Below are 18,536 nucleotides of genomic sequence, written 5' to 3' on the forward strand. Positions count from 1 at the left end.
CGCCCGGTTACATTCCGAACCCGGAAGCTAAGCCTCACAGCGCCGATGGTACTGCAGGGGGGACCCTGTGGGAGAGTAGGACGCCGCCGAACAATTCTTCTAGAGAAGCCCCCGCCGGGTGAACCGGACGGGGGCTTCTCTGTTGTAGGGTCAATGTGCATTGTCATCGCACCGGACAGGAGGCCCCCGGGTGGAGGTCCAGGAGACGCGGGTCCAGACCGATCGCGTCCTCACCATCCCCAACCTGCTGAGCATGGGTCGGCTGGTCGGCGTCCCGTTTTTTCTCTGGCTCATTCTGTGGCCGGTCTTCGACGGCCCCAACAATGACGGCTGGGCGCTGCTGATCCTGATGCTGAGCGGCATCAGCGACTACCTGGACGGAAAGCTCGCCAGGCGGTGGGGGCAGATCAGCCGGGTGGGCCAGGTGCTCGATCCGCTGGCCGACCGGCTCTATGTGCTGTCCACGCTGGTCGGATTGACCTGGCGTGAGATCCTGCCGTGGTGGCTGACGGCGATTCTGCTGGCCCGCGAGGCGTTCATCGCCGTGCTTCTGCCCATTCTGAACAAGCACGGCTACGGGCCCTTGCAGGTGAGTTTCCTCGGCAAGGCCGCCACCTTCAATCTGATGTACGCGTTTCCGCTTCTGCTGCTCGGCAGTGTGGACAGCTGGATCTCGCGGCCGGCCGAGGTGGTGAGCTGGGCCTTCATCTGGTGGGGGACCACGCTCTACTGGTGGGCGGCCATTCTTTACGCGGTTCAGGCGCGCCGGATCGTCAAGGGCAGCCAGGCCGGCCCGGCGTCCGCAGTCTGAGACGTGATCTGAGAGAAGCCCCACGCTCCATCGGTGCGTCGGACGATACCTTCCGGGTAGAGAACCCTCTGGAACGGTTTGATGGACCTGCTGGTCCACCACCGCGAAGGAGGACGCACCCGTAATGAAAGCCGTAGTAATGGCAGGGGGCGAGGGCACTCGACTCCGCCCGATGACCTCCAGCATGCCGAAGCCGCTGCTTCCGGTCGCCAATAGGCCGATCATGGAGCACGTGCTTCGGCTGCTGAAGCGGCACGGCCTCTCCGACACCGTCGTCACCGTGCAGTTCCTGGCGTCGCTGGTCAAGAACTACTTCGGAGACGGCGAAGACCTGGGCATGCATCTGACGTATGCCCATGAGGAGACGCCACTGGGCACCGCGGGGAGTGTCAAGAACGCCGAGGACGCGCTCAAGGACGACTCCTTTCTGGTGATCTCCGGTGACGCGCTGACCGACTTCGATCTCTCCGAATTGATCGAATTCCATCGCAGTAAGAACGCTCTGGTCACCGTCTGTCTCACCAGGGTGCCGAACCCACTGGAGTTCGGTATCACGATCACGGACGACGACGGACGTGTGGAGCGGTTCCTGGAGAAACCGACCTGGGGGCAGGTTTTCTCCGACACCGTCAATACCGGGATCTACGTCATGGAACCCGAGGTCTTCGACTACGTCGCGGCGGGTGAGTCCGTCGACTGGTCGAGTGACGTGTTCCCACAGCTGCTGAAGGAGGGCAAGCGGGTCTACGGCTACGTGGCCGAGGGCTACTGGGAGGACGTGGGTACCCACGAGAGCTACGGCAAGGCCCAGGCGGATGTCCTGGAGGGCAAGGTCGACGTCGAGATCGACGGCTTCGAGATCTCGCCGGGCGTGTGGGTCGCCGAGGGCGCCGAGGTGGACCCCGAGGCGGTGCTCCGCGGCCCGCTGTACATCGGGGACTACGCCAAGGTCGAGGCCGGCGTCGAGATCCGCGAGCACACCGTGCTGGGCAGCAACGTGGTGGTCAAGCGCGGTGCCTTCCTGCACAAGGCGGTGGTGCACGACAACGTCTACATCGGGCCGCAGTGCAATCTGCGCGGCTGCGTGGTCGGCAAGAACACCGACGTGATGCGGGCCGCGCGGATCGAGGACGGCGCGGTGATCGGGGACGAGTGCCTGATCGGCGAGGAGTCGATCATCGGGGCCAACGTCCGGGTCTACCCGTTCAAGACCATCGAGGCCGGCGCCGTCGTCAACACCTCGGTGATCTGGGAGTCGCGCGGTCAGGAGCACCTCTTCGGGGTGCGCGGCGTCTCCGGGATCCTGAACGTCGAGATCACCCCTGAGCTGGCCGTCCGGCTGGCCGGCGCCTACGCCACGACGCTCAAGAAGGGAGCCACCGTCACCATTGCGCGTGACCACTCCCGTGGTGCGCGTGCGCTCAAACGGGCGATGATCTCGGGGCTGCAGACCTCCGCGATCGACGTCCGCGACCTGGAGAACGTGCCGATGCCGGTGGCCCGGCAGCACACCGCCCGGGGGAGCGCGGGCGGGATCTTCCTGAGGACCACGCCCGGGGTGCCGGACTCGCTGGACATCCTCTTCTTCGACGAGCGCGGCGCGGACCTCTCGCAGGCCGGGCAGCGCAAGCTCGACCGCGTCTACGCGCGCCAGGAGTACCGGCGGGCCTTCCCCGGCGAGATCGGGGACCTGACCTTCCCGTCCAGCGTCTTCGACGCCTACGCGGGCAACCTGCTGCGGGCGGTGGACACCACGGGGGTCCGGGAGGCCGGGCTGAAGGTGGTCGTGGACACCGCGCACGGGAGTGCGGCGCTTGTTCTGCCGAGCATCCTGGGCAGGCTCGGGGTGGAGGCGCTCACCGTCTCCAGCGGGCTCGACGAGGCGCGTCCGACCGAGGACGCGGAGGCGCGGCGGGCCGGGCTGGCCAGGCTCGGCGAGCTGGTCGCCTCCTCCCGGGCGGCCTTCGGCGTCCGCTTCGACCCGGTCGGCGAGCGCGTCGCGTTCGTGGACGAGCTGGGCCGGGTGATCGACGACGACCGGGCGCTGCTGGTGCTGCTGGACCTGGTCGCGGCCGAGCGGCGCAGCGGGCAGGTGGCCCTGCCGGTGACCACGACCCGGATCGCCGAGCAGGTCGCCGCGTACCACGGCACCCAGGTCATCTGGACCACGACGACACCGGACGACCTCGCGAAGGCCGCGTCCGCCGAGGGCACGGTGTTCGGCGGGGACGGGCGCGGCGGGTTCGTGGTGCCCGAGTTCAGCGGGGTGCTGGACGGGGCCGCGGCCTTCGTCCGGCTGGTCGGCCTGGTGACGCGGACCCAGCTCACGCTGAGCCAGATCGACGCCCGGATCCCGCAGGCGCACATCCGGCGGCGGGACATCGCGACGCCGTGGGCGGCCAAGGGCATGGTGATGCGCTCGGTGGTGGAGGCGGCCGGCAGCCGACGGCTGGACACCACCGACGGTGTCCGGGTGGTCGAGGCCGACGGGCGCTGGACGCTCGTACTGCCGGACCCGGCCGAGGCGACCACGCACCTGTGGGCGGAGGGCCCGGACGACGAGGCCACCGAGGCGCTGCTGGACGAGTGGGCGGCGGTGGTCGAGGGCGCCGGACGGTGACGGCCGGGAGCTGAGGACGCAACGGCCCCGATCGGCGGGGCGCACGGCACGGTCCGTGCGCCCCGCTGTCCGTTTTCGCATCATTCGGAATGGTCCGTCACTTCCGGCATGTGTGCAGCGTGTGTGCAGCTCAGGGGGCGTGCGCGGGCCCCCTCGCCGTCATGGGACGATGGTCTCCATGCCAGCGACGCCGACGCCGAGTGCCCCGAACGGGCGGTACAACCGCCCGGACGCCTCGATGTCCCTGCTGACCGGTGTGATGGACCACAGTCTGGACGAGGGCTACGCCGAGGCGGCCGCGGCCAGGGGCGGGGCGCGCGACAGCCGGATACCCGGAACGCTCCAGGGGCTGCTCACGCTGGGCGCCGGGCTCGCGCTGGTCGGAGCGGTGGTGACGGTGGGCGCGGTGAACGCGCACAAGGCCGAGCCGACGCTGGCCAAGGAGCGGGACGCGCTGATCCACCGGATCAACGACAGCAACACCTCGGCCGACCAGCTGCAGAAGCAGGTCCAGGAGCTGAGGCGCAAGGTCGACAGCACGCAGCAGCAGGCGCTCGCCTCGGGGGACGCGGGCCAGGGCGGACTGGCCGGCAGCGTCGGCCTGGGCGAGGTGGCCGGGCCGGGCGTGAAGCTGGTCCTGGAGGACGCGGCAGGAACGGGTCTGGGCGGCAACGTCGACCCCCGGGCTGGGCAGGGCTTCTCCAACAGCGGCCGGCTGCGTGACCGCGACCTGCAACTGGTGGTGAACGGCCTCTGGGGATCCGGGGCCGAGGCGGTGTCGATCAACGGCCAGCGGATGACCGCGCTGTCCGCGATCCGGGCCGCGGGCGAGGCGGTGCTGGTGGACAACCGGCCGCTGGTGCCGCCCTACACGATCCAGGCGATCGGGGACGGGCCGAAGCTCCTCACCGCCTTCGAGAACGACATGGCCGGGCAGTACCTGCGGCTGCTCCAAGAGAAGTACGGCATCAAGTCGACGCTCTCCACGCAGAAGAGCCTGACGCTGCCGGCGGCGGTGGGGGTGACGCTGCGGACCGCGCTGCCGGTCACGCCGGAGCCCTCGGCGACGGTGACTCCCTCGTCCGTGCCGGCACCGGGTGGAACGTCCTCGCCCGGCGCCGGAACCCCGGAGAGCCCGAACGCGTCCGTCTCACCATCGGCCTCAGCTTCACCATCCGCGCCCGGCGGTGGCCCGACCCCCAAGCGGCGGCCGTCGACCGGAGCCGCCAAGACCACGACAGGGACAGGAGCAGCCAGACCGTGATTGCCGTACTGGGTCTTGTGATCGGGGTGGTCGTCGGCCTCTTCGTCCAACCCGAGGTGCCGGACGCCGTCGTTCCCTACCTGCCGATCGCGGTGGTCGCGGCGCTGGACGCGGTGTTCGGCGGCGTCCGGGCGATGCTCGACGGGATCTTCAACGACAAGGTGTTCATCGTCTCGTTCCTGTCGAACGTGGTCGTCGCCGCCCTGATCGTCTTCCTGGGCGACCAGCTGGGCGTCGGCTCGCAGCTGTCCACGGGTGTGGTCGTCGTCCTCGGCATCCGCATCTTCTCCAACGCGGCCGCGATCCGGCGTCATGTCTTCCGTGCCTGAGCCGGGCCGCGAGCAGGCGGAGGAGAAGCGGGAGAAGGAGCGGGAGCCGGCTGCCCAGACGACCGTCGGGGAGACCGCCGGGAAGCCGGTCGAGGCGCCCGTGCCGGAGCCGGACGGCGAGGCCGGTCCGGACGGGGCGGCGGACGCCGACGGGGCGGCCGTGGAGCCGCCGGAGCCTGCCGAGGACGCGACGCGGGCCGCGGCCGGGGCGGAGTCCGACGCCGAGGCCGAGGTCGAGGCTGAGGTCGAGGTCGATTCGCCGCCGGAGCCGACGCTGCGGCTGCTGAAGCCGGTCCGGCCGGAGCCGGTGCCGGGTCCTCGGGCCGAGCCCGTTCCCGAGCCTGACGCTGAACCTGAACCTGAGCCTGAGGCCGTTCCCGAGCCTGAGCCCGAGCCCGGGCCCGAGCCCGGGCCGGGCCCTGCCGAGGGGGAGGCCGTCGAGCCGCCGCCCGCGGCGGACCGGAACGCCGGGCGGCAGCGCCTGCAAGCCGCGCTGTGGCCCCCGCGACTGTCGCGCGGGCAGCTGGTGGTGGCACTGCTGCTGTTCTCGCTCGGCCTGGCACTGGCGATCCAGGTGCGGTCGACCAACGACCACCACAGCCAGCTGCGCGGGGCCCGCCAGGAGGACCTGGTCCGGATCCTCGACGAACTGGACAGCCGTCAGCAGCGTCTCCAGCAGGAGAAGGCCGAGCTGGAGCAGTCCCTGGCGAAGTTGGAGAACAGCTCCAACCAGGCCAAGGAGGCCCAGGAGCAGACCAGGAAGAAGGTGACCGAGCTGGGCGTGCTGGCCGGTACGGTCAAAGCCACTGGTCCGGGCATCGTACTCACGGTCGATGATCCCCAAGGGCAGGTGAAGGCAGATATGCTGCTGGACACCCTGCAGGAACTTCGAGCGGCGGGGGCGGAGGCGATTCAGATCAACGATGTGCGCGTGGTGGTCAACACCTACTTCACCGACCTCCCGGGCGGTGGGGTGCAGATCGACGGGAAGAAGGCCTCGCAGCCCTATCGGTTCACCGTCGTGGGGAACCCGCAGGACCTGACGCCCGCGCTGAACATCCCGGGTGGTGTCGTCCGCACGCTGGAGAGCCACCAGGCGCGGGCGACGATCACCCAGCAGCAGAAGGTCGTCGTGGACGCGCTCGTGGATCCGAAGACGCCGCAGTACGCCAAGCCGGCTTCGAAGTGACGCGGCGCTCGACGAACGGCCCGTCACGGGCGGGCGGCACCCGGTGCGGGGCGCCGCCGTCACGTGGGCGAGACTGGTTCGGACCAGTACGCTCCGCAGCAACAACCGCCGCACCAACCGTCGGAGTACCACTCCAGCGGGCCCGAGCCGCAACCGGGCTCGCGGCCTGTCCGAGGTTCTCACCCTGCCCCGCGGGCGGGTCTGTCACACGCAAGGGGATTCGCCCGTGAGTTTCTTCTCGAAGTTGTTCGGTCGCAACAAGGGCCGCGACGCGGCCGCCGTCGAGGCGCCGACCGCGCGCCACCGCCGGCCAGAGGACGAGCCCGCCGTGCCGGGCATGCGACCCGCCCCCGAGGCGGCGCCGTACGCGGGACAGCAGGCGTACCGCGACGGCGGCGCCGCCCAGTACGCGGGGAATCCGGCGGGCTACGGCGCGTCGGTTGACCCCTCCGGCGACCCGCGCATAGGTTTCCCGTCAGCACCCTCAACCTCTGGTGGAGGGTTTGCTCCGGACCCGTACGCCGGGCACAACCCGTCGGGTGTGCCGCGCCAGGAGGCTGTGAACATGGCTGGCCCCTCTCCGTGCCCCAGGTGCGGCAACCGGAACCCGGCCGCGGCCCGGTTCTGTTCCAACTGCGGTACGGCGCTGCGCGGCGGCCTGCTGCCGGAGGGGGCGGCGGAGACCACGTCGACCATCTCCATCTCCGGCCTGGAGTCGTACGACCCCACTACGACGACCGGTACCGGTGCCACGCCGGCCCTGTCGGCCGAGGTGCTGTCGGCGATCGACGCCCTGCCGCCGGGCTCGGCCCTGCTGATCGTGCAGCGCGGTCCGAACTCGGGCAGCCGCTTCCTGCTGGACTCGGACGTCACCACGGCGGGGCGTCACCCGCAGGGCGACATCTTCCTGGACGACGTCACGGTCTCGCGCCGGCACGTGGAGTTCCGTCGCACCCCGGTCGGCTTCAGCGTCGCGGACGTGGGCAGCCTCAACGGCACCTACGTGAACCGGGAGCGGATCGACGAGGTGTCGCTGAACAACGGCGACGAGGTCCAGATCGGGAAGTACCGGCTGGTGTTCTTCGCCGGCCACAACCGGGGGTACTGAAACCAACGTCGGCAGGAGCCCGAGTGAATACGAATACCCCTTCCTCTTCTCTCGGGGCGACCACCCCATCCCCGTCCGGTCCGTCTGCGGACCGCGGCGGGCGCGGGGTGGTCGCGGGCCCCAGGCAGCCGGTCCGCGCCGAGCGGGCCGTCGGGCGCCGGCGCGGCGGTGACGAACTGCTGAGCATTGGTGCGGTGCTGGCCTTCCTGCGCGACGACTTCCCCGAGGTGACCATCTCCAAGATCCGCTTCCTGGAGGCGGAGGGGCTGGTCGAGCCGCAGCGCACGCCCTCCGGGTACCGCAAGTTCAGCCCCGCCGACGTCGAGCGGCTGGCCTACGTCCTGCGGATGCAGCGTGACCACTACCTGCCGCTGCGGGTGATCCGTGAGCACCTGGACGCCATCGAGCGCGGCGAGGCCCCGCCCGCCCTGCCCTCCGCGGCCGACACCCGGCCCGGGCCGATGGAGGAGGCGGACCGGGAGCTGGTGGCCTCCGCCGAGGTGTCGTCCGGGGTCAGGCTGGGTCGCGCCGAGTTGCTGGCCGCGGCCGAGGCCGGGGAGCGGGAACTGGTCGAGTGGGAGGCGTACGGGCTGGTCGCACCGGGGCCGGACGGCGGGTACGACGGCGAGGCGCTGCAGGTGGCCCGGCTGGTCGCGGAGCTCGGCCGGTACGGGCTGGAGCCGCGGCACCTGAGAGCCATGAAGGCGGCGGCCGACCGCGAGATCACGCTGGTGGAACAGGTGGTGGCGCCGTTGCGGCGGCACCGGAACCCGCAGACCAGGGCGCACGCGGAGGCCACCGCGCGGGAGCTCGCGACGCTGTCCGTACGGCTGCACGCGGCCATGGTCCAGGCCGGTCTGCGAACCCGCGGGTAGCCGCCGAGGCGGCTACCAGGCGCCGGGGGCAGCGCGCTGACCAGCGGCGTCGGCCCTGCGCTTTCATATCCGGGATCGGAGCCATAGGGTTGCGTGTGTGAATGAGCTCGACGTCGTGGGTGTCCGAGTGGAGATGCCTTCCAACCAGCCGATCGTGCTGCTGCGGGAGGTCGGGGGAGACCGCTACCTGCCGATCTGGATCGGCCCCGGCGAGGCGACCGCGATCGCCTTCGCCCAGCAGGGCATGACGCCGGTGCGCCCGCTGACGCACGACCTGTTCAAGGACGTCCTGGAGGCGCTCGGGCAGCAGCTCACCGAGGTGCGGATCACCGACCTGCGGGAGGGTGTGTTCTACGCCGAGCTGGTGTTCGCCGGCGGTGTCGAGGTGAGCGCCCGGCCGTCCGACGCGATAGCGCTGGCGCTGCGGACCGGGACGCCGATCTACGGGAGCGAGGAGGTGCTCGCCGAGGCGGGCATCGCGATCCCGGACGAGCAGGAGGACGAGGTCGAGAAGTTCCGCGAGTTCCTCGACCAGGTGTCGCCCGAGGACTTCGGGGGCAGCGGCCCGCAGTAGCGGGGACCGGTTGCTCGACTGTTCGGTCTGCCGTTTTGCCAAAAACCGTCGACCTACCCACACTAGGGGCACGAAAAACCACTCTCCTGAGTGAAGTGGTTTGCCCGGCCCGGCGTGGCGATCGTTGACGGGTCATAGGGGACTGCCTACCGTCAGGAGTGGCTGTCCGGGTGGCCGATGCCCGCAGTCGGGATGCCCGCAGCACAAGTGGACGGAGGCAGGCATGAGCAGCACCGGCGATGACGCGGCAGTGGGAGGCCTGTGCGCCGTGCACGTACCGCGCACCGCTCGCACCGTCACGGACCTGTCCCGGGTGGGCAGGTTCCCGGCCGTGCAACCGGGCCAGCCGGCCATCGAGCGGCTGGCCCCGACATCCGAACTGATCGGTTTCCGCGGCCCGACGGCCTGCGCGGCGGCCGGGATCACCTACCGCCAGTTGGACTACTGGGCCCGCACCGGGCTGCTGGAGCCCAGCGTCCGGACGGCGTACCCGGCGACCAGCCAGCGGCTCTACAGCTTCCGCGACGTCCTGCTGCTGAAGATCGTGAAGCGGCTGCTCGACGCCGGCGTCTCGCTGCAGAACATCCGCGTGGCCGTCGCCCACCTCCAGGCCGCCGACCAGGCCGGCCTGGCCGGGATGACGCTGATGTGCGACGGCGCGACGGTGTACGAGTGCACCACCCCGCAGCAGGTGGTGGATCTGCTGAAGGGCGGTCAGGGGGTCTTCGGCATCGCGGTGGGAGCGGTCTGGCGGGAGCTGGAGCTCACCCTCGGGCGGCTGCACGCGGAGCGCACCGACACCGGCGAGACGCTGGTCGGGCAGGACCCGGCCGACGAACTGGCCCAGCGGCGCAACCGGGCGGTCTGAGCAGGCTTTCGACGGGGCCGCGGGCCCGGACGGGGAACCGTTCGGGGCCGCGGCCCCGTCGTGTTGCCTGGCGAAACGATCGAGGGAGGGCACATGGGGGTCGGCACCGGGATAGCCGGGCTGCTGCGGCGCAGGGCCGGACTGCTGCGGACGCGGCTGCGGCAGCGGAGGACGCAGCGCAGGGTGTTCCAGGCCGGGACGGTGCTGTGCGCGCTGGCGCTGGCGCCGAGCGCCTGGGTGTGGCTCTCAGCGGGGGACCGGGTCGGCACCGTGGAGAGCGCGCCGTCCGCGCCGGTCGCGGTGGTCTTCGGCGCCGGGCTGGACGAGGGCAGGCCGTCGCCCTACCTGGAGCACCGGCTGGTCGCGGCGGTCGACCTGTACCGGACGGGCAAGGTGCGGGCGATCCTGGTGACCGGGGACAACGGGCGGGTCGAGTACGACGAGCCCGACGCGATGTTCACGTACCTGACCGGGCACGGGGTGCCGGCGGACCGGGTCGTCCGGGACTACGCGGGCTTCGACACCTGGGACTCCTGCACCCGGGCGCACCGGATCTTCGGGGTGGACCGCGCGGTGCTGGTCAGCCAGGACTTCCACGTCCGGCGGGCGTTGGCGCTCTGCGAGGCGGCGGGGATCTCCTCGTACGCGGTCGGGGTGCCGGAACTGCACGACACGACCTGGCTGTACGGCGGGCTGCGGGAGGTCGCCGGGGCGGGCAAGGCGGCGGTCAACGCCTGGCTGCGGCCGGACCCGGTGTTCCTCGGGCCCAAGGAGGACGGCATCCCGAAGGCGCTGGCGGAGGCCGCGGGGGAGTAGCCGGCACCGCCCCGGCCACAGGGCTTCGGGCGGGGCGTCGGCCGGGGCCGACGGGGGGCGACGGCGGGACGGCCGCCGGCACCGGCCGGGTTCGCACGCACTGTCGGACCCGTACGCGATGATCGGCGGGTGCGATCACTGCCGAGCATCATCCACCTCGACATGGACGCCTTCTTCGCGGCGGTGGAGCAGGCGGCCAAGCCGAGCCTGCGCGGAAAGCCGGTGATCGTCGGCGGGCTCGGCGGGCGCGGGGTGGTCTCCACGGCCTCGTACGAGGCGCGGAAGTTCGGGGTGCACTCGGCGATGCCGATGGCGCAGGCGCGCCGGCTCTGCCCCAACGCGGCGTTCCTGTCCGGCCGCTTCGAGGCCTACCGGCAGGTCAGCGAGATCGTCATGGGCCTGCTGCGGGAGCTGTCGCCGCTGGTGCAGCCGCTCAGCCTGGACGAGGCCTTCGTGGACCTGGAGGCCGGTCCGTACGGCCCGGTGCTGCTGGAGGCGGACCACGAGACCGGCGAGCGGCTGGTGCTCGCGCTGGCGGAGGACCTGCGGGCGGACATCCGGCGGCTGACCGGGCTGACCGGCTCGGTGGGGGCGGCCGGGACGAAGCTGATGGCCAAGGTCGCGTCCGAGCAGGCCAAGCCGGACGGCCTGGTGCTGATCGAGCCGGGGCAGGAGCGGGCCGTGCTGGGGCCGATGCCGGTGCGGGCGCTGCCCGGGATCGGGCCGGCCACCGAGCAGGTGCTGCGGCGGGCCGGGCTGGCGACGGTGGCCGACCTCGCGGAGGCGGGGGAGGCGGAGCTGGTCCAGTTGCTCGGGCGGGCGCACGGCGCCGGGGTCCACCAGATGTCGACGGGGGTGGACGAGCGGCCCGTGGTGGCCGACCAGGACGCCAAGTCGGTCTCGGTGGAGGACACCTACGAGGTGGACCTGGCCGACCGGGAGCGGGTGCTGCGCGAGGTCGAGGCGCTGGCCGCGCGGTGCGTGCGGCGGCTGCGGGCGGCCGGGCGCTCGGGGCGGACGGTGGTGCTCAAGGTCCGCCGGTTCGACTTCTCGACGCTGACCCGCTCGGAGACGCTCGGCGGGCCGACGGACGACGAGGCGGTGATCACCGCGACCGCCCGGCGGCTGGCCGAGCAGGTCGACATCACCGGTGGGGTCCGGCTGCTCGGTGTCGGTGTCGCCCAACTCGCCGACTACACCCAGGAGGACCTGTTCGCCCAGGCCCTGCGGGAGGAGGCGGCGGAGCACGCGGAGGCGGTGGCCGAGGCCGCGGAGGCCGAGGAGGAGCCGGAGGCCGTCGTGGTGCGCCGCTGGATGCCCGGACAGGACGTCCGGCACGCGGAGTTGGGGCCCGGCTGGGTGCAGGGCAGCGGGGTCGGGCGGGTCACCGTGCGGTTCGAGACGCCGTGGAGCGGGCCGGGGCGGGTGCGCACCTTCGCGGTGGAGGATCCGGCGCTCGAACCGGCCCGGCCGCTGCCGCTGCGCCGGCCCGAGGGGGAGGGCGACGACGGGGGAGCGGCCGGGGGCGAGGGGCCGTGAGACACGAAACGGCCCCACCCGGTGGGGGAGTACCGGGTGGGGCCGTATCACCGTGCCGGTCCCCGTACGTTCGTGATGCCCTCGCGACGTACGGAGGCCGGGGCCCCGCGCCCTGTCCCTGAGCGCGGGGGCCGGACGCCCTGTCAGGCGTCGGTCTTGACCAGCTTGTCGCTGGAGTCCTGCCGGGCCGAGCCGCCGATGACGGTCGAGACGGCGGCCGGCTTGGCGGTGCGGATCAGGAACGGGACGACGCCGGCGACGAGGCAGACGACGGCCGCGGTCCAGAACGCGTGCTTGTAGGCGTCCAGGGTGGGCAGGGTGAGCGGGATCTGCGGCGGCAGCTTCATGGTGTCGCCGGTCAGGATGGCGGCCATGACGGCGGTGCCGATGGCGCCACCGACCGTGCGCAGCACGGAGTTCATGCCGTTGGCGATGCCGCTCTGCTCGACCGGGACGGCGCCGTTGATGTAGGCCGGCATCGCGGCGAACGCGAGGCCGACGCCGAGGCCGAAGATCGCCGACGAGGTGTAGAGGTCACCCTCGTGGCCGTGCCGCAGGGCCAGGTAGGCCATCGCGACGGCGCCGAGGACGCCACCGAGGACCAGCGGAAGGCGCGGGCCGCGACGGGCGATCAGCAGGGCGCCGACCGGGGCGGCGACCATCGAGCCGATCGCGGACGGCAGCAGCAGGATGCCGGCGTGCAGGACGGTGGCGGTGAAGCCGTAGTGGGTCAGCTTCTCCGGGGTCTGGGCGAAGTTGCTGATGACCATGAAGGAGCCGTACATGCCGAAGCCGATGAGCAGGCCGGCCGTGTTGGTGAAGGCCACGGCCGGGCGGGACATCATCTTCATGTCCACCAGGGGGTGCGCGACCTTGGTCTCGATGACGCCCCAGACCAGGGCGACGACGGCCGCGACCGCGAACAGGCCGAGGGTCTTGGTGGAGGTCCAGCCCCAGTGGTTGCCCTGGCTGACCGCGACCAGCAGGGCGGAGAGCCAGCCGGCCAGGGTGATCGCGCCGAGCGGGTCGGCGCCGCCCTCCTTGTCGGTGACCGGGTCGGACGGGACGCGGACGGCGACGAGCGCGATCGCGATCAGGCCGAAGACCAGGCCCATCCAGAAGATCGACTTGTAGTTCCAGTGCTCCAGCAGGAGACCGGTGGCGACCAGGCCGAGCCCGGAGCCGACGCCCATCGAGGCGCTGATGGCGGCGACGCCGCCGGTCACCTTCTGCTTGGGCAGCTCGTCGCGGACGATGCTGATCGCCAGCGGCATCACGCCACCGCCGGCGCCCTGGAGGACGCGGGCGACGACCAGCCAGGTGAAGGAGTGGGTGCTGACCGCCAGCGCGGAACCGGCGACGAGGCCCGCCAGCGAGATCAGCAGCATCGGCTTGCGGCCCCGGAGGTCGCCGAAGCGGCCCAGGAGGGGAGTCAGCACGGCTGCGGAGAGCAGGTTGGCGGTCATCAGCCAGGTGACGCTGGAGGCCGAGACGCTCAGTTCCTTGGCCAGCGAGGGCAGGATCGGGACGACCGCGGTCTGCACCACGCTGAACGACAGCATCGCCAGGATGAGGGCCGGCAGGACCCGGGCGCTGCTCTGCTTCTCGGCCGCGGTGGTGGGCTGTGGTGCCTCACTCACGGTTGCTTCCTCCCGTACATAGTGAATGAACTGAAGTAACCATGCAGGGAGATACTTCAGAGTGTCAAATATCGAGCGGTTAAGCTTTGGCAAAGGCGGAGGACCCCGGCCGTGACGGCCGGGGTCCTCTCGTGTGCTGGGGTCGGGTCTGTACGGTGGTCGGGTCAGACGAGGGGGCGCAGGGCGGCCGTACGGGCGGTGTCCGGCGCCGGTGCGGCGGTCGCGTGCGGGGCCGGGGCGGCCGAGTGCGGCGGGGTGGCGGTGGCCGCGGGCGGGGTGCCGTCGTGGATCTCGACCTGCTCGCGGCGGAGTTCCTCGCGGATCACCTCCTCCTCGGTGTAGCGCTCGACGACGAGGCGGACGCGCTCGACCGGGGCGAGGTACTTGCGGACCACCGCGCGTTCCTCACGGAGGGTGACCTCTTCGACAGCCTCGGCGATGTCCCGCTCGGTCAGCGCGGCCCGCTCGGCCTCACCGACCGGGATCCGCTCGACCCGGACGCGCTCGCGGACCACCGGGACGCGGCGCTCGACCTGTTCGGTCGTCACGTACTTGCGGAGCTTGGCGGTGCCCACCGTGTGCCACTCGGTGGTGACGTCCAGCCGCTCCTCGCGGCAGGTGATCTCGACCGGGCCGCTCGGGGCGGTCCGGGGCGTGCCGGCGGCGGGGGCGGCGGCGGTCGACGCCGCGGTGGGCCGGGGCTTCGGTTCCACCACCGGGCTCGGGGCCGGGGCGGCTGTCGAGGCCACGGGTGCCGGGGGCGTGACGACCGGCGCGGCGGTGGAGAGGGTGCGCACATCGGCCTCCGGGGCGTGGTCGGTGGTGGTGGTGGAGGTGGCGGCCGGGCCCGGCTCCGAGGAGTGGAAGGCGAGCGGCTTGACGGCGGCCGCCGCGGCCGGGGCGGCCGCGGTGACGGCCGACGTGGTGCCGAAGTCGAGGTCGGGCTCGGCCCGTTTGCCGTTCCGGTCGGCCGGGTGGCCGTCCACCGGGGTGTCGAGGCCGTAGTAGCGGTAGAGCTGGAGCTCCTGGGCGGGGGACAGGTGCTGGCCCACGCCGAAGTCCGGCGACTCCTTGACCAGCGACTTGTCGTACGGCACCCGGAGCTCGTCGCCGGAGAACTCGCTCGTGGTGAGCGGGACGAAGGCGTCCCGGCCGAAGATGCCGGTGCGGACGGCGGCCCACTCGGGCCGGCCCGTCGCGTCGTCCAGGTACACCTCGTCGACCGTGCCGATCTTGTCGCCGTTGCGGTCGACCGCCTTGTGGCCGATGAGGTCCCGGGGGTCGATGTCGGTCTGCACTCTTTCCTCCAGTGCGCTGCGCTTGCGGAACTCCCGCAGGAAGGCGGCCGGATCACCCGTGCCCTCGGCCACTTCACACCAAATGCCATGAATCGGGCGGGCGCGACCGGGGGTGCGCCGGACGGGGTGCTTGCTGGGCCGTCCGGGGGACGCGCGTAGATCCGGGGTGACCTGAAGCACCCGTGATCGGGGGGCCTCCCGCTGGTACCCTGGGCGGCGACCGCAGAGCCCGCTCGGGAGAGTCTCCGATCGCGAAAAGCGCTGGTCGGAGCGCCGAAGGAGCAACTCCTCCCCGGAATCTCTCAGGCATCCGTACCGTGTGGGGTAGGTCACTCTGGAAAGCAGGGCAGGAGTGTCGGCGCGGGAGCCGGCCACCACCACCCTCACCGACGGTGCAAGCCGACGGAGCGCCCACAGCGCGCCGTGCGGGTGAAGCTCTCAGGTCCCGATGACAGAGGGGGAGGCCTGTCGGGTCCGTTCGTCGTGGTCGAGCCGCTGTCCGCAGCGGGGATGGCCGGTCGGCGTGCGCACCCCAGCCGGTCCGTGACCAGGAGGCCTCGACCACCATGAACGCCCAGCCGAACGCGGGACGCCCCACCGGCGCCTCGACCCTCACCGAGCTTGAGCTGGCCAGTCCCTTCGAGAACCGCCACATCGGCCCCGACGCCGCCGCGCAGGAGAAGATGCTGGCGTCCGTCGGCTACGCCTCGCTGGACGAGCTCTCCGCCACCGCCGTGCCCGAGGCGATCCGCTCCATCACCGGCCTGGACCTGCCCGCCGGTCGGAGCGAGGCCCAGGTCCTCGCCGAGCTGCGCGAGCTGGCCGGCCGCAACCAGGTGCTCCAGCCGATGATCGGCCTGGGCTACTACGGCACCTTCACGCCGCCGGTGATCCTGCGCAACGTCATGGAGAACCCGGCCTGGTACACCGCGTACACCCCGTACCAGCCGGAGATCTCGCAGGGCCGCCTGGAGGCGCTGCTCAACTTCCAGACCATGGTCTCCGACCTGACCGGTCTGTCGACCACCGGCTCCTCGCTGCTGGACGAGGGCACCGCGGCCGCCGAGGCGATGGCCCTGGCCCGCCGCGTCACCAAGGTCAAGGGCGGTGTCTTCCTGGTCGACGCCGAGACCCTGCCGCAGACCATCGCCGTGATCAACACCCGGGCCGTGCCGACCGGTGTCGAGGTCGTCGTCGCCGACCTGTCCGAGGGCATCCCGGCCGAGATCGCCGAGCGCGGCGTCTTCGGCCTGCTGGTGCAGTACCCGGGCGCCACCGGCGTGGTCCGCGACCTCGCCCCGGTGATCGAGCAGGCGCACGGCCTGGGCGCGATCGTCGCCGTCGCCGCCGACCTGCTGGCGCTGACCCTGCTCAAGTCCCCGGGCTCGCTGGGCGCCGACATCGCCTGCGGTACCTCGCAGCGCTTCGGTGTCCCGATGGGCTTCGGCGGCCCGCACGCCGGCTACCTCTCGGTGCGCGCCGAGTACGCCCGCTCGCTGCCCGGCCGCCTGGTCGGCGTCTCCGTCGACTCCGACGGCAACCGCGCCTACCGCCTGGCGCTGCAGACCCGCGAGCAGCACATCCGCCGCGAGAAGGCCACCAGCAACATCTGCACCGCCCAGGTGCTGCTCGCCGTCATGGCCTCGATGTACGCGGTCTACCACGGCCCGGACGGCCTCGCCGACATCGCCCGCCGCACCCACCGCTACGCCGCCGCCCTGGCCGAGGGCCTGCGGGCCGGCGGCGTCGAGCTGCTGCACGGCGAGTTCTTCGACACCGTCACCGCCGTCGTCCCGGGCCGCGCGGCCGAGATCGCCGCCGCCGCCCGCGCGAACGGCATCAACCTGTACCAGGACGGCGCGGACCGGATCTCCGTCTCCACCGACGAGACCACCACCCGCGAGCACCTGGCCGGTGTCTGGGCCGCGTTCGGCGTGCCGGCGGTCGAGGCCGCCGAGGGCGCCGAGGCGCTGCCGGGCGCGCTGCTGCGCGAGGACGAGTACCTGACCCACCCCGTCTTCCACAGCCACCGCTCGGAGACCGCCATGCTGCGCTACCTGCGCCGCCTGTCGGACCGGGACTACGCGCTGGACCGCGGCATGATCCCGCTGGGCTCCTGCACCATGAAGCTCAACGCGACCACCGAGATGGAGGCGGTGACCTGGCCGGAGTTCGGCCAGCTGCACCCCTTCGCGCCGATCGAGCAGGCCCAGGGCTACCTGACCCTGATCCGCCAGCTGGAGCAGCAGCTGGTCGAGGTGACCGGCTACGACGCCGTCTCGATCCAGCCGAACGCCGGTTCGCAGGGCGAGCTGGCCGGCCTGCTGGCCGTCCGCGCCTACCACCACGGCAACGGCGACACCCAGCGCGACGTCTGCCTGATCCCGTCCTCCGCGCACGGCACCAACGCCGCCTCCGCGGTGATGGCCGGCATGCGCGTGGTCGTGGTGAAGACCCTGGTCGACGGCGACGTGGACGTCGAGGACCTGAAGGCCAAGATCGAGCAGCACCGCGACAACCTGTCGGTGCTGATGGTCACCTACCCGTCCACCCACGGCGTGTACGAGACCCAGATCACCGAGATCTGCGCCCTGGTGCACGAGGCCGGCGGCCAGGTGTACGTCGACGGCGCCAACCTGAACGCCCTTGTCGGCCTGGCCAAGCCGGGCAAGTTCGGCGCGGACGTCTCGCACCTGAACCTGCACAAGACCTTCTGCATCCCGCACGGCGGTGGCGGCCCGGGCGTCGGCCCGGTCGCGGTGCGCGCCCACCTGGCGCCGTACCTGCCGAACCACCCGCTGCAGGAGGAGGCCGGCCCGGCCACCGGCGTCGGCCCGATCTCGGCCGCGCCGTGGGGCTCGGCGGCGATCCTGCCGATCTCCTGGGCGTACGTCCGGCTGATGGGCGGCGAGGGCCTCAAGCACGCGACCCAGGTCGCGGTGCTGAACGCCAACTACATCGCCAAGCGCCTGGCCCCCCACTTCCCGGTGCTCTACACCGGTCCGGGCGGGCTGGTCGCGCACGAGTGCATCATCGACCTGCGCCCGCTGACCAAGGAGACGGGCGTGACGGTGGACGACATCGCCAAGCGCCTGATCGACTACGGCTTCCACGCGCCGACGATGTCCTTCCCGGTGGCCGGCACGCTGATGATCGAGCCGACCGAGTCCGAGGACCTGCACGAGATCGACCGGTTCTGCGACGCGATGATCGAGATCCGCGCCGAGATCGACAAGGTCGGCTCGGGCGAGTGGGCGGCCGACGACAACCCGCTGCGCAACGCCCCGCACACCGCCGCCGAGCTGGCCGGCGACTGGGCGCACGGCTACTCGCGGCAGGACGCCGTCTTCCCGGCGGGCGTCAACCCGGCGGACAAGTACTGGCCGCCGGTGAGCCGGATCGACGGTGCGTACGGCGACCGCAACCTGGTCTGCTCCTGCCCGCCGCTGGACGAGTACGGCGTCTGACGGATCCCGGCAGCGCGCGGCGTCCGGAAGGATCGCCGCGCGGCGCGGACGGACGGCAGGGCCCCGGCGGAGACTTCCGCCGGGGCCCTGCCCGTTCTCGTGCGTCGGTTCGGCGGCTGCCCCCGCCGTACGGCCGGA

Annotated in this window: 14 protein-coding genes, 1 rRNA gene and 1 riboswitch; of the genes, 13 read left to right on the forward strand and 2 right to left on the reverse strand. The window is 71.9% G+C overall.

Going from position 1 to position 18,536, the window contains the following annotated elements; all coding sequences use genetic code 11:
- From rrf to ACFQ6N_RS23630, 12 genes are all read left to right on the forward strand, one after another.
- Positions 1-92, forward strand: a 5S ribosomal RNA gene (gene rrf / locus ACFQ6N_RS23575); the annotation flags it as partial.
- A gap of 98 nt (positions 93-190) precedes the next feature.
- Complete coding sequence (locus tag ACFQ6N_RS23580) at positions 191-811, forward strand: CDP-alcohol phosphatidyltransferase family protein (protein ID WP_380652302.1); 621 nt, start codon at positions 191-193, stop codon at positions 809-811.
- A gap of 124 nt (positions 812-935) precedes the next feature.
- Positions 936-3,431, forward strand: coding sequence for a sugar phosphate nucleotidyltransferase (locus ACFQ6N_RS23585; protein ID WP_380652305.1), 2,496 nt, complete (start codon positions 936-938; stop codon positions 3,429-3,431).
- A 178-nt stretch (positions 3,432-3,609) separates the two neighbouring features.
- Positions 3,610-4,695: a DUF881 domain-containing protein gene (locus tag ACFQ6N_RS23590; protein WP_380652308.1), complete on the forward strand. Its 1,086-nt coding sequence runs from the start codon at positions 3,610-3,612 to the stop codon at positions 4,693-4,695.
- Positions 4,692-5,024: a small basic family protein gene (locus tag ACFQ6N_RS23595; RefSeq protein ID WP_030062488.1), complete on the forward strand. Its 333-nt coding sequence runs from the start codon at positions 4,692-4,694 to the stop codon at positions 5,022-5,024. The genes ACFQ6N_RS23590 and ACFQ6N_RS23595 overlap by 4 nt, the downstream gene beginning before the upstream one ends.
- 280 nt (positions 5,025-5,304) lie before the next feature.
- Positions 5,305-6,213, forward strand: a complete 909-nt coding sequence (locus tag ACFQ6N_RS23600; RefSeq protein ID WP_380652489.1) for a DUF881 domain-containing protein — start codon at positions 5,305-5,307, stop codon at positions 6,211-6,213.
- Between the two features lie 226 nt (positions 6,214-6,439).
- On the forward strand, positions 6,440-7,321 hold the full coding sequence (locus ACFQ6N_RS23605; protein WP_380652311.1) for an FHA domain-containing protein: 882 nt from the start codon (positions 6,440-6,442) through the stop codon (positions 7,319-7,321).
- Between the two features lie 179 nt (positions 7,322-7,500).
- On the forward strand, positions 7,501-8,196 hold the full coding sequence (locus tag ACFQ6N_RS23610) for a MerR family transcriptional regulator (RefSeq protein WP_380652492.1): 696 nt from the start codon (positions 7,501-7,503) through the stop codon (positions 8,194-8,196).
- A 97-nt stretch (positions 8,197-8,293) separates the two neighbouring features.
- Complete coding sequence (locus ACFQ6N_RS23615) at positions 8,294-8,770, forward strand: bifunctional nuclease family protein (RefSeq protein ID WP_030303568.1); 477 nt, start codon at positions 8,294-8,296, stop codon at positions 8,768-8,770.
- Positions 8,771-8,993: 223 nt separating this feature from the next.
- Complete coding sequence (locus ACFQ6N_RS23620) at positions 8,994-9,638, forward strand: MerR family transcriptional regulator (protein WP_380652313.1); 645 nt, start codon at positions 8,994-8,996, stop codon at positions 9,636-9,638.
- Positions 9,639-9,731: 93 nt separating this feature from the next.
- Positions 9,732-10,454 (forward strand): vancomycin high temperature exclusion protein, encoded by a 723-nt coding sequence (locus ACFQ6N_RS23625; RefSeq protein ID WP_380652315.1) that lies wholly within the window; start codon positions 9,732-9,734, stop codon positions 10,452-10,454.
- Positions 10,455-10,583: 129 nt separating this feature from the next.
- Positions 10,584-11,993: a DNA polymerase IV gene (locus ACFQ6N_RS23630; protein ID WP_380652318.1), complete on the forward strand. Its 1,410-nt coding sequence runs from the start codon at positions 10,584-10,586 to the stop codon at positions 11,991-11,993.
- Positions 11,994-12,136: 143 nt separating this feature from the next.
- On the opposite strand, the gene ACFQ6N_RS23635 is transcribed toward ACFQ6N_RS23630, so the two are convergent.
- Together ACFQ6N_RS23635 and ACFQ6N_RS23640 are read right to left on the reverse strand one after the other, a co-directional pair.
- A complete protein-coding gene (locus ACFQ6N_RS23635; protein ID WP_380652321.1) occupies positions 12,137-13,633 on the reverse strand; it encodes an MFS transporter in 1,497 nt (498 codons plus the stop codon).
- Between the two features lie 164 nt (positions 13,634-13,797).
- Positions 13,798-15,003, reverse strand: coding sequence for a PRC and DUF2382 domain-containing protein (locus ACFQ6N_RS23640; RefSeq protein ID WP_380652324.1), 1,206 nt, complete (start codon positions 15,001-15,003; stop codon positions 13,798-13,800).
- A gap of 152 nt (positions 15,004-15,155) precedes the next feature.
- Positions 15,156-15,259, forward strand: a riboswitch (glycine riboswitch).
- A 238-nt stretch (positions 15,260-15,497) separates the two neighbouring features.
- On the opposite strand from ACFQ6N_RS23640, the gene gcvP reads away from it, so the two are divergent.
- Positions 15,498-18,398 (forward strand): aminomethyl-transferring glycine dehydrogenase, encoded by a 2,901-nt coding sequence (gcvP, locus tag ACFQ6N_RS23645; RefSeq protein ID WP_380652327.1) that lies wholly within the window; start codon positions 15,498-15,500, stop codon positions 18,396-18,398.
- The last annotated feature ends 138 nt before the right edge of the window (positions 18,399-18,536 follow it).

Source organism: Kitasatospora sp. NPDC056446, from assembly GCF_042796115.1.
GTDB lineage: Bacteria > Actinomycetota > Actinomycetes > Streptomycetales > Streptomycetaceae > Kitasatospora.